Raw genomic sequence first — 13,988 nt, 5'->3', positions numbered from 1 at the left:
TGGTTTATTTTTCAGTTTATTTTCAATTAGTATTTTAGTTTGTGCGTACTGGAGTGATCAATTGGATGAATTGTACCCCATCTTCCGTTGGTTCTAACGTAAATGGACGAATGGCAGAAATGAATTTTACTTTGATACTCATATCGCCAAATGCACGCAAAGCAGCTTTCATATAGTCCGGATTAAAGGAAATATCCAGCGGATCACCGGTGCTAGTCGTATAGTTCAAGCTTTCTTCTACTTTTCCGATTTCAGGAGAATTACCGTATAGAACAACAGAATCAGGCTGGATCGACAAACGAACGATATTGTTGCGTCCTTCATGTGAGAGCAAAGAGGCACGCTCGATCGCTGCTAAAAAGCTTGGGACAGAAAATTCAACTTCGGTATTGAAACTTGAAGGAATCAAACGATTCGTATCGGGATAATTCCCTTCTAATAAGCGTGAATAAAAATACATATTTTCAGTTTTGAACAATACTTGGTTTTCCATAATACTGATTTCTACGATTTCTTCTTCATTTGTCAATGAACGTGATAATTCAGTCAAACTTTTTCCAGGAATCACGATATCGAATTGATCAGCTGATTGTTCGATCGGGATCACTCGTTGACTCAAACGATGTGAGTCAGTTGCTACTGCTAATAAAGAGTTGTCTTTCAAAATGAAATGAACACCTGTAAGGATTGGGCGACTTTCATGTTGAGAAACAGCAAACACTGTTTCATTGATCAATTTGGTCAATACATGTACAGGCAATTTCATCTGGTTGTGACTCTCTACAACAGGAAGATGAGGGTAATTATCCGCATCTAACCCATTCACTAAGAAATTCGCTTTCCCTGAAGTAATGGCCACTTGTTTGTTTTCTAACACTTCTAGCGTAAAGGTTTCTTCGGGCAATCGACGAATGATTTCACTGAAGAAGCGAGCTTGTAGAACAATGGCTCCTGTTGCTTCAATTTGCATTTGCGCTTTTTCATTTTCAACAGATAGAAACGTCTCAATTGAAATATCTGCATTACTACCTGTTAAAGTCAGTCCTTCTTGATTAAGGGTGATTTTAACCCCTGTCAAAATAGGAATTGTCGTTTTACTTGAAATCGCACGCTGAACAGTTTGCAATTCTTGCATAAATGTTGCGCGGTTTAAGGTTACTTTCATTGTAGATCTCCTTTGCCATATATTTATTTTATTATTAGTAAATAAAGTAATAAAAGTATTAGGTACTGTTGATACTGTGGAAAACTATAAAAATGCTAGAAGAGAAAAGAAAAAACAGCTGTGGAAAATATGTGTATAACTTTTGAATGATTTCTAATTTTATCCACAAGGTGTTTTTCTTTCTATCAAGCATCTTTTTAGTTTAATAGGAAATTTTTGATTTCTGATACTTCATTTTGCATGCTGACACTTGAATCGATCAGCTGCTGGATTTTTTCGTGCGCATGGATGACGGTTGTGTGATCTTTTCCACCAAATTCAGCGCCGATTTTAGGAAGAGAGCTATCGGTTAATTCCCGCGCCAAGTACATAGCGATTTGACGAGGAACAACGATCGATTTGACGCGTTTCTTTCCTTTTAGATCCTTTAATTGAATATGGTAATACTTTGCAACTTCTTCTTGGATCTGCAAAATCGAGAGTTGCGGGTGACCTTTGCCAGATTTCAATGTCTTTAAAGCATCAGCAGCTAAACTAGTTGATATATCTTCACTGTTCATCGTAGCAAATGCTTGAACACGTACAAGAGCGCCTTCTAGTTCACGAATGTTGGAATCGATTTGTCCCGCAATATAACTTAAGGTATCATCAGGAATTTCTAAGCGTTCTGCTGCGGCTTTTTTTCTCAAAATAGCTGTTCTTGTTTCAAGGTCAGGTGGCGTGATATCTACTGAAAGTCCCCAAGCAAAGCGAGAAACGAGACGTTCCTGCAATTTAGGGATTTCGTTTGGTAAACGATCACTCGTTAGGACGATTTGTTTGCCTTCATTGTAGAGCGCATTGAAGGTATGGAAAAATTCTTCTTGAGTTGCTTCTTTTTCAGCAAAAAATTGAATATCATCGACTAATAGTAAGTCGACATTTCGATATTCTTGGCGAAATTCTTCGGCCGTTTTATTTTGGATCGAATTGATAAAATCATTGGCAAACGTCTCACTGCTTACATATTTGACCTTCGCATTTGGCTGACTTAACAACATTTGATGACCAATCGCGTGCATCAAGTGAGTCTTACCAAGTCCGACACCACCATAGAAGAACAATGGATTATAAATCGAACCAGGATCTTCAGCAACGACCAAGGCAGCGGCATGAGCCATCTGATTACCTTTTCCGATCACAAATGTATCGAAGGTATACTTAGGATTCAACATCGCTTTTTTGATTGGTGTGATTGGGGGAACTTTCATTGTTTTGATTTCTTCTACTTCTTCTTGTTCCGCTTCTTCACCGGTCACAAAACGTGGAATGATCTCTTTTCCCGTTAACATGTAGCCGACCTCAACAATCTTTGTTGCGAGATTTTTTTCCCAATATTCCTTATGGATCTTACTTGGAACAGTCACCACTAATTGGCTTTGTTCTAAGGATTTAGGTTGTGCTGTCTCAATCCAAGTATTGTAACTTGCTGGAGACAGTTCTTTTTGATAAGTCGTTTTTAATTCAGTCCATAAAGCATCGAGGGATACCATACAAGGCCTCCTCCTTCATTAAAAGTAAATAGCTAGTACTAATTTAGCATTTTTTACAAAAGTTTTCCACAGAAAGAAAAGAAAAAAATTTTTTATAACAATTATCCACATTATCCAGAAGAAAAAAAAAGAAGAAAAACACAGAGAGGAAAAAAAGATATCCACAAGAGTAATCAACAGGTGGATAAGTGGTGTAAAACTAGAGATTTACCCAGTGGGTTGTGGATAAAAAAAGTAATAATGACAATACTTACAGAAATCAATACACAGGAATTTATGAAGTTGTGGATTACTTATTTTCAGGTGTTTATTCTGTGTAAAAACTAAGGGTAAATTACTGTGGAAAACTTCTGTGTATAACTTTATCCACATTGAAAACACAGCGCGAAAAATACCGTTGTGGATAAAATGAGAGAATTATTTTCGAATAAAAGCTTTTTTTTATATTGACAAATCACCTAAGTACTCGTTATACTATCAAAGTATGTCTGTGTTTAATTCATGTACATGTAGATAAGAATTTCTGGAGGTGGAACAAGATGAAAAGAACATACCAACCAAATAAACGTAAACGTCAAAAAGTTCACGGATTCCGTAAACGTATGAGTACTAAAAATGGACGTCGTGTTTTAGCTAGCCGTCGTCGTAAAGGAAGAAAAGTTCTTTCAGCTTAGACCACTGGGGTTACAGTGGTTTTTTTTATGCCCTTTTTTAGAGGAAAAGGTGAAAGACTTATAGGAAATATGGTATGATTGGGAGCGTAAGTGAGAGATAGAAAAGGAAAGAAAACGAATGAAAAAAGCGTATCGAGTGAAAAAAGAACGAGAGTTCCAAGCGGTGTTTCAAACCGGCGCTTCCTTTGCTAACCGTAAGTTTGTCGTGTACCGTTTAGAAAAGAAGGAACAACCGCATTTTCGTGTTGGCTTATCTGTAGGTAAGAAAGTCGGAAACGCTGTATGTCGCAATGAAGTAAAACGAAAAATCCGTGCGGCGATCTATTCATTGAAAGAAGAGATCGAGCCGGAATTAGATTTTATTGTGATTGCTAGACCAAGCATCAAAGGACTGACTTACGATGAGATTCGCTCCAACTTAGTCCATGTCTTAAAGCTTGCAAAAATAATCGACAGAGAGGAAAAGAGTAAGTGAAGAAATACAAACGTTTACTTTTGATGGCCGGACTTGTCGGTCTGATCATCGTCTTATCCGGTTGTGGAACTGGAGAAGTCAGCGCACAAAGTACAGGAATTTGGGATCGCTACATTGTTTATTATTTTGCAGAAGCGATTAAAGCATTGTCATTTGGAAATGTTGGGATCGGGATCATTTTATTCACGATCATCATTCGCGTAATTTTATTACCATTAATGCATTTCCAAACAAAAAGTATGCGTAAGACCCAAGAACTTCAACCAAAACTAAAAGCGATCCAACAAGAATATAGTTCAAAAGATCCTGAAACACAAAGTAAGTTAAGAGAAGCACAACAACGGTTATATGCTGAAAATGGTGTAAATCCATATGCAGGTTGTTTGCCTTTATTAGTACAAATGCCAATCTTAATGGCTTTATGGCAATCAATTTCTCGTGTTCCTGCGTTGAGTCAAGGTCACTTCTTATGGTTGAACCTAGGGAACGCTGACCCAACCTTTATTTTACCAGTGTTGGCTGCCATCTTTACATTTGCAAGTACGTATTTATCAAGCATGAGCCAAGTGGAATCGAATGCTTCATTGAAAGTCATGAATTTTGCGATGCCAGTGATGATCTTAGTTATGGGGGTCAATTTAGCCAGTGGACTTTCACTATACTGGGTAGTATCAAATGCTTTCCAAGTGTTCCAAACACTATTGATCAATAATCCATTTAAAATCAAACGTGAGCGTGAAGAAGAAGCACAACGTATCCGTGAAAAAGAACGTGCTTTGCGTAAGGCACAAAGTCCTAAGAAAAAACGTAAAAAATAAGGGAGGGAATGCAAATGCCGATTTATGAAGCTGCAACCGTAGATGAAGCTGTTGAAATTGGATTGAATGAGTTAGGACTAGCAAAAGAGCAAGTCGCTATTGAGATACTTGATGAAGGAAAAAAAGGATTTCTCGGAATGGGAAAAAGAAATGCCAAACTTTCAATCGAACCGAATATCAGCGAAGTTGTCTCTGAAACGATTGAAGAAACCGTAGAAGAAGTGTTGGAAGAAACATCTGTTCAAACAGAAAATACGGGTGAAATCGAACCTGAGGACTTGATTGAAGAAAAAAGTGAATTAGGTGACGACGCAGCTTTATCGGAATTAGCAACCTATCTCACTGAGATCTCCCAGCAACTAAATGCACCAGCTGTAGTAAAAATGACAAGAGAAGCGAATTTGATCGTCTTCCATTTAGAAACGGATAAACAAGGTCTGTTGATCGGCAAACATGGAAAAACGTTAAATGCTTTGCAATATTTGGCGCAAGTGTTCATTCATCGAGTAGCCGGTAATAAACTCTCTGTCGTGGTAAACGTAGGCAACTATCGTGAAAAACGACAAGAGATCATCCAACGTTTAGCTGAGCGCACCGCAGAAAAAGTCTTGCGTACAGGACAGCCTGTATTTTTAGAACCGATGCCTGCGTTTGAACGCAAACAAATTCACGCGGCGTTAAGTAAACATGACGGAGTACAAACCCACTCAGAAGGTGATGAACCATATCGTTACTTAGTTGTCGAACCAGCCAAATAGCGATTACGAAGAGAAGAACCCAAAATCTTGCGATCAGATTGACAAACTTTTCCAAACAAAGTATATTTTATTAGAAATCATTCTTATCGGAGTATACGATGGTAGTCTTTACTTTGGTAGAAAAAACGTGCAGGGCGAAAGCTCTGCACGTTTTTTTGTGATTAGCCAATCGTTGTCTGGACAAATTGGATCACGGTACCGTAAGCAAAAAGTTCGATGATCTGTTTGCCATCTCGGGGTTTTTGTTGATATTCAAAGTGACAATTGATGACTGCATTTGCGCCATAATCTAGCACTTTCTTTTTTAATTTTTGTTTTGTTGTCAAGAACATGTCATCACTATTGAATGTAGGGTCGAATAAGTCCCCTTCGATACATTCTGCGACAAATACGATATCTCTGACGATATATTTTTGATTGATATTCCCTGTCGATAACACCACTTCATTGATTCGTGGATCATCTACTCCGTCTACTGCACTAGGCTTAAATTGGGCCATAATTTTTGCTCCTTTCGGTAAAGAAAAAGTATGTAGGTACCGCTACCATTTAAGTGTAACGTTTTTTGCCACAAAGATAAAGGTATAAGAGTAGATTTACTTCTATAGAGTGTTATCTGATGGGACATCCAGTCAAAAGGCACCTGTGCAGAAAAAGTTTAAGAATGATTCGTTACTCTCTTAAAAATAAACAAAAAAGCTTGATTACTAGAATTAGATATGATAGTCTATGACCAGAATTTAAACAGAACAAGCAGTCAAAGTGCGAAGTTCACCATTTATTGCAAAGGGTGAAGTGGGCACTTTTTTTGTGCGTAAAATGAAAAAGGAAGTGAAAAAATGGCTGAAATAACCTTAGAATTTGATACGATTGCAGCAATCTCTACACCACCGGGTGAAGGGGCGATAAGTATTGTGCGATTAAGCGGTGATCAAGCGCTGACCATTGCCAATAAAGTCTATCAAAGTGGCAATAAACAGTTGTTAGATGTTCCTAGTCATACGATTCACTATGGGCATATCGTCGATCCCAAAAGTGAACAATTAGTCGATGAAGTCATGGTATCCGTCATGCGCGCACCACGAACATTTACCCGAGAAGATGTTGTAGAAATCAATTGTCATGGGGGCATCGTTGTCGTCAATCAAATTTTACAGCTTCTATTAAGAGAAGGCGCACGTTTAGCAGAGCCAGGAGAATTTACAAAGCGTGCCTTTCTAAATGGACGTGTTGATTTATCCCAAGCTGAAGCAGTCATGGATCTGATCCGTGCGAAAACAGACAAGGCGATGGGTGTCGCGTTGAACCAATTAGATGGGAATCTGTCTGCATTGATCCGTTCCCTTCGACAAGAGATTTTAGAGACATTAGCACAAGTGGAAGTGAATATCGACTACCCTGAATATGATGATGTTGAAGAATTGACGACAAAACTTCTATTAGAAAAAGCGCAGATGATCCAACAACGTATTGAAGTTCTTTTAGCGACATCACAACAAGGCAAGGTCTTGCGAGAAGGGTTAAGTACGGCGATTATTGGTCGCCCCAATGTTGGGAAATCAAGCTTACTGAACCATTTATTACGAGAAGAAAAAGCCATCGTAACGGATATTGCGGGAACGACAAGAGATGTGATTGAAGAATACGTCAATGTTCGTGGCGTACCGTTGAAACTAATCGACACAGCTGGTATTCGGGAAACAGAAGATATCGTGGAACAAATCGGTGTGGCTCGTAGTCGTAAAGCCTTGGCAGAATCTGAATTGATCTTACTTGTCTTGAATCAAAGCGAGCCGCTGACGATTGAAGATGAACAGTTGTTGGAAGCAACAAAAGGATTGAAACGGATTATTCTATTGAATAAAACTGATTTACCGAAACAATTAGAGGAAGACAAGCTTTTATCATTGATCGAGGATGAACCAGTATTCGCTGTTTCGGTTGCCAATAATGAAGGATTGGACCGATTAGAAACGGCCATCTCTGAGTTGTTCTTTGGTGGGCAAACTGGTGAAAGAGATGCAACTTATGTATCCAATACCCGTCATATTGCCTTGCTCGAAAAAGCGGCCATCTCTTTACAAGAAGTGATCGCAGGAATCGATGCGGGTATGCCTGTTGATCTCGTTCAAATGGATATGACTCGCTGCTGGGATTACCTTGGTGAAGTTGTAGGAGATAGTGTTCAAGATGAATTGATCACACAATTGTTTAGTCAATTTTGTCTTGGAAAATAAAGGAGGAACAGTTCTTGAATCAATATCAAGCAGAAGAATATGATGTGATCGTTGTCGGTGCAGGACATGCTGGTTCAGAAGCCGCTTTGGCTGCTGCACGCATGGGGACAAAAACGTTACTGTTAACGATCAATTTAGATATGGTAGCATTTATGCCATGTAACCCTTCCGTCGGTGGTCCAGCCAAAGGCGTTGTCGTACGTGAAATTGATGCACTAGGCGGCGAAATGGGTAAAAATATTGATAAGACATACATTCAAATGAGAATGTTGAACACTGGGAAGGGACCTGCTGTTCGAGCGTTACGTGCGCAAGCAGATAAGCATGCCTACGCCAGTGAAATGAAACATACGATTGAAAAAGAAGAGAATTTGACATTAAGACAAGGAATCGTTGAAGAATTGATCGTTGAAGATGGGGTTTGTCGTGGTGTAGTGACTTCAACTGGTGCAAGTTATCGTTCAAAAGCAGTCGTTATCACTGCGGGTACCGCATTACGTGGTGAGATTATTATCGGTGAATTAAAATATTCGTCTGGTCCGAATAACTCACAACCATCAATTGGTTTAGCCAATCACTTAAAAGAATTAGGTTTTGCCATTGATCGTTTTAAAACCGGAACGCCTCCACGTGTGAAATCAAGTACGATCGATTACTCTGTCACAGAAGAACAACCGGGAGACAAGGAGCCAAATCATTTTAGCTTTGCCACACCGGACAGTGCCTATAACTTAGAACAAGAACCTTGTTGGTTGACTTATACAGGTGAAACGACCCATCAAATCATTCGTGATAATCTTCACCGCGCACCAATGTTTACAGGAATCGTTGAAGGCGTCGGCGCACGTTACTGTCCTTCAATTGAAGACAAAATCGTCCGTTTTGCAGACAAACCACGTCATCAACTCTTTTTAGAACCAGAAGGATTGAATACAGAAGAAGTGTATGTTCAAGGGCTTTCAACTTCACTTCCAGAAGACGTCCAAGTGGATATGTTGCATTCGATTGCTGGATTAGAAAAAGCAGAAATGATGCGTACGGGCTATGCCATTGAGTACGATGTGGTCGAACCACACCAGTTGCGTCCAACATTAGAAACGAAAGTCGTAGAAAATCTTTATACGGCCGGTCAAACCAATGGGACAAGTGGATATGAAGAAGCAGCGGGACAAGGGCTGATTGCAGGAATCAATGCAGCGTTGAAGGTTCAAGGAAAAGAGCCATTAGTCATCAAACGTAGTGACGGCTATATCGGTGTCATGATCGATGATTTAGTCACAAAAGGAACGAATGAACCTTATCGCTTACTGACATCCCGGGCAGAATATCGTTTACTTCTTCGTCATGATAATGCTGATCTACGTTTAACGGAAATGGGTCACCAGATCGGTTTAGTAAAAGAAGATCAATACGCTGCTTACTTGAAAAAGAAAGCAGCAGTTGAACAAGAAATCAAACGTTTGATGAACGTTCGTATCAAACCGACAGCAGAAGTCCAAGCCTTTTTAGCAGAATTAAATGCTGCACCATTAAAAGATGGTGTGCTAGCAAGTGATTTCTTGCGTCGTCCAGAAATCACCTATGCCGATCTATTACGATTTATTCCAGAAAATGCGGAGTTAACACGTAAAGAAATCGAACAAGTTGAAATTCAACTAAAATACGAAGGATACATCAAAAAAGCATTAGAAAAAGTAGAAAAACTAAAACGGATGGAAGCCAAACGCATCCCAGAAAACATTGACTACGCTGCGATCAACGGATTAGCAACGGAAGCAAAACAAAAGCTTCAAAAAATCCGTCCAGAAACCATCGCACAAGCAAGCCGCATCAGCGGTGTCAATCCAGCAGACCTAAGCATCTTGATGGTCTACATCGAACAAGGGAAGATTGCGAAAGTGGAAGTGTAGAACCTTGGTACTAAAGGATTTGTGTGAATAAACGAATCCTTTAAATACCAACTGACTACGTTTTTGACTACGTTTCTCAACCGTTCATGTAAGAAAAGAACAAATTAATCGTTTCTTCTTGCCGATTTTTCGATACTTGAATATAGATGTCCATGGTTGTTTTAGAAGAAGAATGTCCTAGTCTATCTTGTACATCTTTTATCTGTGCACCAGCCTCAAAGAGCAAGGTAGCATGGGTCTTTCTAAAACCGTGGACTTTGATTATTTTCATATTTAAGGAACTTCCTAGCTACTTTATCAAGGTAACCTTTGTAGTGGAAGTTCCTTTTTTTGTTAGCTTTTATTGCATATTCACATTTCTATTAACTGTGAATGAGCTAATTGGGTGTATTTTTATGAGTTTTCAGATACGCCTTAATAAATAAAAAAATAATGATGGATAATTTTACAATACAGGTGCTAACTGACCAATGATGACATGACTACATTGTAAAGGAGTAAAGCCGAATGCTATAATATTCTAACAATTTAAATCTAAAGGAGTTGTAGTGAGTGGTAGAAAAAGGAAAAAGTACTGATGGTTTAATGAGACATATTAGAAATTCACATGGAGTAGAGATCAATGGAAGCACTGAGAAACAAGCACTATTAAACATGGGATATTATCATGGCTACAAGGCGAGTAGATACATAAAAAAGAGTTCTAATTTACAAAATTATAATAATTTTCAGGAAGTGAAAGCTATCTATGATTTTGATATAGAAGTAAAAACGATATTTTATCCATTACTAGTACGAATTGAAACCTCATTAAAAAATCGTTTAATTGATTATTTAGTTAAGGATAACAATTCTGATATGGAAAGTATTTATCAAAATAAATTAAATGATTATGAGGCAAAACCTGTAGGGAATAAAGAATATAAAAAATATTTAAATAAAAAATTGGAGTTACGTAACAAAATAGACAGTACTATTGCGTATAACTACTCTAAAGGACATCCATGTATTCAGCATTTTTTCCATAGCAGTAAACCACTTCCATTATGGGCATACTTTGAAGTAATAACTATGGGTGAGTTTGGAAATTTTATCTCTTGTATGAATATTTCATATAGAATTGAATTTACTCAAGATATGAATATGCATCATACTGGTTTTAATCAGAATGGTAGAATGTTAGAAAATATAATTTTCTGTTTAACAGGTATTAGAAATGCAACAATGCATAATTCTATGATTTTTGATTGCAGATTTAACAACAGCAACTTTTCTTCTCAACTTATAAAATATTTAGAAAATTCTACAGGGATTAAAAACATTGATTTTGAAAGCATAGTAGATTTTTTAGTGTTGCTTATATTTTTAATGAAGAAGCAATATACAACAAAAACAGAACTGAGCCGTGTGGTATCACAGTTTGATAAAAAGAGAGAACTTCTATATGCCTCTATTCCAATGAAAGCCTACAGTGAAATACTAGGAACAGATGCTAGAAAGAAAATAGCGGGGCTAAAAGAGTATATTTCAAATGGTTAGAATTTTTTTGCTTTACTCTGTATATTGCTCGTGGTATCATGAGTATACTAAATAGCGGTGTATTACTTCGGTATGCACCTAAAAAAGTCGGATGCGTCCGGCTTTTTTGTTTGACCTAGGCAAAATCGTGAAAGTGGAAATATCTGCTTAAATAAAGCACTAAATAAAAAAACAGCTGACGAATGATTAATTCGTCGGCTGTTTTTTCATTAGCAAGAACATAGAGTAAATCACTTATGTAAAAAAGAAGAAACCTGAATATCCCATCGACTGATCAGCCACCTATTTATACATGCACCAATAAGAAACCCACAAGTATTTACAAAAACATCCCCTAAATCAAAGATGCCTAGGTAAAAGAAATATTGAATCCATTCAATGCCTATGACAGATGAAATGACTAAGATAGTATTCTTCCAACTTAATGGTAAAAACCAGCCTAGAGGTAGAAACAATAAAATATTAAACAGAACAATCATTGGATCACCATAAATCAAATCCTTCACCCATGAAAATAATTGAAATTCTACACCTCGTATCCCGATATTTTTTAAGAAAAGTAAATAAATGAGAAAGGTGATGTAGAGTAAAGAAAAAAAGATCAGCCATTCCCAATAAATGTTTCTTGTGAAAGCACAGTGAAGACTGACATAAAGGAATAACGTAATGATTATCACTAAGAAGAAAGGAAACCAGAAGTCGACAGGGCCAGATGGTGGAAAAAGCGTAATAGAATAATAATAGAGATAACGCATGAAAAACCATCGAGAAAAAAGTAGGCAAGAAAGTAGCATTAAAAATTTAAAAAATAACAATTTTATTTTTATTTCGATCTAAAAAACCTCCTTATTTTTGTTATAATAAATTGAGATGAGCTGTATAGATGAACATACGTCACAACACTTGTCTTTCTCTCTATAAGTATACATAAAATAACTTGATATTGAAATGTGATCGCAGAATAAAATGAAGTATACGTATCTTATTGTGAAGCATTGACAAAAATAGTAGCTAACTGAAAGGAGGATCTATGAAAAAACGGCATTGGTTAGGTGTGTTAGTAATCATTATTTTAGGAGGAGTCGGAGGGAAGATGCATATGGATAAAAGGGAAGAAGATCACCAAGAATTGCTGGAAATACAGAAAGATCTGGCGAATTATGTGTACAATAACTATCGAATTTATACGAGAGATAGTGAGAAACAAAAGGAAATCGTAGAAGAATATCAAAAAGAAGAAGGAATAACAACGGAAGAATATTTAGAAAAAATGTTGAGTATCAGAGAGTATTCGGATATTGAGAAGATAGAATTTACTGGATATTCGGTTAGTCCGATGAATTCATTAGTCATCTATTTCACAGTTAATGATGTTTATCAAGAAGAAGTATTGTTAAACACAAGATCTGCAGAAACAGATAAGTTTATTTACAGAATAACTAGTGGCAGAGGTCAAGGACCTTATTTTATTAATGAAAGAAAGGAAGAAAAAGGGATTGATATCTCAGATGATCAAATTGTTTATTATACAGGAGGAATAAATTAATGGATCAAAATAGATACTTATCTGAATTTATATATCAATTAGAAAGTGGCAAGGTAAATTATGGCGATAAACCTCTTGGAACAAACCATATCGTTATAGGAACTTTAAATACAGATAAAGATAAAATAGGTAATGAATCTAAACCAAAGAAAAACAGTACGCAGGCAATGGTTGTTGCTGAACTTAAGGATCGGTATAAGACATTTGATGATGAAGAGCTAAAGAAAGTCAATGGCTTCCCCGACTCCGTCATCACCAAAAACCTGACGATTGCCTATGCTGGCACGACTTCGCTCAAAGATTGGCATACTAACCTTGAGGAAATTGGTCGAAGTAATAAACATCCAGATGGCGCATTTGTCTCCGCTTTAAACTATGCCCGTGAAATTGAAAAGCAGTATCCCAAATCAGCTGGCTATACGATCTCAACGACAGGGCACTCATTAGGTGGCGCTAAAGCTCTTTTTGTCGCAGGGCTCAATGGTTATGACAGTGTGACGTACGGCGCGGCCGGACCAGGGCTTGCACAAGCATTATTTGATAATCACAACGGTACCCTGATCAATATCTACGACACTTCGGATGTCGTCACGAGTGGGCTTTTCACTGGTGGGAAAGGGATGCTTCCAATCAATAGTTTTGGAATCGACAATTCGGGCTGGGAAACATTTGGACATTCGCTGGATCAATTCAGAACAGATGAAGAGGGAAATTATATCGATAAGCATGGCCAGATCATTGTATACGTAGATGGTAAAGGTTCAAATCAAAGAATTCTTGACATTAAAAGAGTTACGGCAGAAGCTGACTGCAAGTGGCGACGGACTTTCTCGGTCAGAAAAAATTTATTTAGAGGATAGCCAAGCATTAACTGTAGTACAGACAGTAGCAAGTAAATTTGATGAGGCAATGGGAAATGTTCGTGTGATTTACCAAAACGGGATCACCGAGTTGGAAGACTTATGGAATGACTGGTTGGGGAGAATACGTAATTATACGCCCCATTTGACCTATAACGAGGTGATTGAAACATTAGCCGAAGTTGGTTGTACGAAATGGGAGATCGTCGATGAACCGACACAGGAATTTAGAGATAAGATCCGCCAAATTGATCAGATGTCAGAACAGTTTCAAACACTCGCCGATGAAATTACCCAAAAAATCAATGAAATGGTGGCACGTGACAAAGAATTAGCGAATCAATTGTTCTAACACTTGCTATAAAAGTGAACGATCGATAAAAGCCCAATTGAGAAGTGACTGTTGTCTAACTAAATAATAGAAAATAAAGGAGTGTGAGCAATGGGCAGAACACTCTTTTTGTGTTGTCCGGG

Annotated in this window: 12 protein-coding genes and 2 pseudogenes; 9 read left to right on the top strand and 5 right to left on the bottom strand. The window is 37.7% G+C overall.

Features of this window, described 5'->3' with window-relative positions:
• Positions 1 to 34 precede the first annotated feature (34 nt).
• Entirely contained in the window at positions 35 to 1,165 is a 1,131-nt protein-coding gene (gene dnaN, locus EM4838_RS14245; protein ID WP_019723042.1) for a DNA polymerase III subunit beta, read from the bottom strand.
• 197 nt (positions 1,166 to 1,362) lie between these two features.
• Complete coding sequence (gene dnaA / locus EM4838_RS14240) at positions 1,363 to 2,697, bottom strand: chromosomal replication initiator protein DnaA (protein WP_023518857.1); 1,335 nt, start codon at positions 2,695 to 2,697, stop codon at positions 1,363 to 1,365.
• A 539-nt stretch (positions 2,698 to 3,236) separates the two neighbouring features.
• On the opposite strand from dnaA, the gene rpmH reads away from it, so the two are divergent.
• The 4 genes from rpmH to jag all read left to right on the top strand — a co-directional run bounded on the left by rpmH (position 3,237) and on the right by jag (position 5,422).
• A complete protein-coding gene (rpmH, locus tag EM4838_RS14235; RefSeq protein WP_002293121.1) occupies positions 3,237 to 3,371 on the top strand; it encodes a 50S ribosomal protein L34 in 135 nt (44 codons plus the stop codon).
• Between the two features lie 118 nt (positions 3,372 to 3,489).
• Positions 3,490 to 3,846, top strand: a complete 357-nt coding sequence (gene rnpA / locus EM4838_RS14230) for a ribonuclease P protein component (RefSeq protein ID WP_010734564.1) — start codon at positions 3,490 to 3,492, stop codon at positions 3,844 to 3,846.
• On the top strand, positions 3,843 to 4,664 hold the full coding sequence (locus EM4838_RS14225; RefSeq protein ID WP_010734565.1) for a YidC/Oxa1 family membrane protein insertase: 822 nt from the start codon (positions 3,843 to 3,845) through the stop codon (positions 4,662 to 4,664). The genes rnpA and EM4838_RS14225 overlap by 4 nt, the downstream gene beginning before the upstream one ends.
• A gap of 14 nt (positions 4,665 to 4,678) precedes the next feature.
• Positions 4,679 to 5,422 (top strand): RNA-binding cell elongation regulator Jag/EloR, encoded by a 744-nt coding sequence (jag, locus tag EM4838_RS14220; RefSeq protein ID WP_071867655.1) that lies wholly within the window; start codon positions 4,679 to 4,681, stop codon positions 5,420 to 5,422.
• Between the two features lie 161 nt (positions 5,423 to 5,583).
• On the opposite strand, the gene EM4838_RS14215 is transcribed toward jag, so the two are convergent.
• The gene (locus tag EM4838_RS14215) at positions 5,584 to 5,922 is read right to left on the bottom strand and encodes a heavy metal-binding domain-containing protein (protein ID WP_010734567.1); all 339 of its coding nucleotides are present in this window, start codon (positions 5,920 to 5,922) and stop codon (positions 5,584 to 5,586) included.
• A gap of 339 nt (positions 5,923 to 6,261) precedes the next feature.
• Between EM4838_RS14215 and mnmE the strand changes: the two genes are divergently transcribed.
• Both mnmE and mnmG read left to right on the top strand, forming a co-directional pair.
• Entirely contained in the window at positions 6,262 to 7,659 is a 1,398-nt protein-coding gene (mnmE, locus tag EM4838_RS14210) for a tRNA uridine-5-carboxymethylaminomethyl(34) synthesis GTPase MnmE (RefSeq protein WP_010734568.1), read from the top strand.
• A 14-nt stretch (positions 7,660 to 7,673) separates the two neighbouring features.
• On the top strand, positions 7,674 to 9,569 hold the full coding sequence (gene mnmG, locus EM4838_RS14205) for a tRNA uridine-5-carboxymethylaminomethyl(34) synthesis enzyme MnmG (RefSeq protein WP_071867656.1): 1,896 nt from the start codon (positions 7,674 to 7,676) through the stop codon (positions 9,567 to 9,569).
• A gap of 76 nt (positions 9,570 to 9,645) precedes the next feature.
• On the opposite strand, the pseudogene EM4838_RS14200 reads toward mnmG, so the two are convergent.
• Positions 9,646 to 9,913 (bottom strand): annotated as a pseudogene (locus EM4838_RS14200) (tyrosine-type recombinase/integrase); the annotation flags it as partial.
• Positions 9,914 to 10,121: 208 nt separating this feature from the next.
• Here EM4838_RS14200 and EM4838_RS14195 point away from each other — a divergent pair.
• Complete coding sequence (locus EM4838_RS14195; protein WP_233433743.1) at positions 10,122 to 11,108, top strand: Abi family protein; 987 nt, start codon at positions 10,122 to 10,124, stop codon at positions 11,106 to 11,108.
• Between the two features lie 230 nt (positions 11,109 to 11,338).
• Here EM4838_RS14195 and EM4838_RS14190 read toward each other — a convergent pair whose 3' ends face one another.
• A complete protein-coding gene (locus EM4838_RS14190; protein ID WP_071867659.1) occupies positions 11,339 to 11,863 on the bottom strand; it encodes a VanZ family protein in 525 nt (174 codons plus the stop codon).
• Between the two features lie 275 nt (positions 11,864 to 12,138).
• On the opposite strand from EM4838_RS14190, the gene EM4838_RS14185 reads away from it, so the two are divergent.
• Both EM4838_RS14185 and EM4838_RS14180 read left to right on the top strand, forming a co-directional pair.
• Entirely contained in the window at positions 12,139 to 12,654 is a 516-nt protein-coding gene (locus tag EM4838_RS14185) for a hypothetical protein (protein WP_071867657.1), read from the top strand.
• Positions 12,654 to 13,866 (top strand): annotated as a pseudogene (locus EM4838_RS14180) (Tle-like phospholipase domain-containing protein). Before EM4838_RS14185 ends, EM4838_RS14180 begins: the two are co-directional and overlap by 1 nt.
• The last annotated feature ends 122 nt before the right edge of the window (positions 13,867 to 13,988 follow it).

Origin of the sequence: Enterococcus mundtii, from assembly GCF_002813755.1 — a bacterium.
In the GTDB taxonomy this organism is placed as follows: Bacteria; Bacillota; Bacilli; order Lactobacillales; family Enterococcaceae; genus Enterococcus_B; species Enterococcus_B mundtii.
Note: the sequence above shows the minus strand (reverse complement) of the source record. Positions and strands in the feature narration are given on the sequence as shown.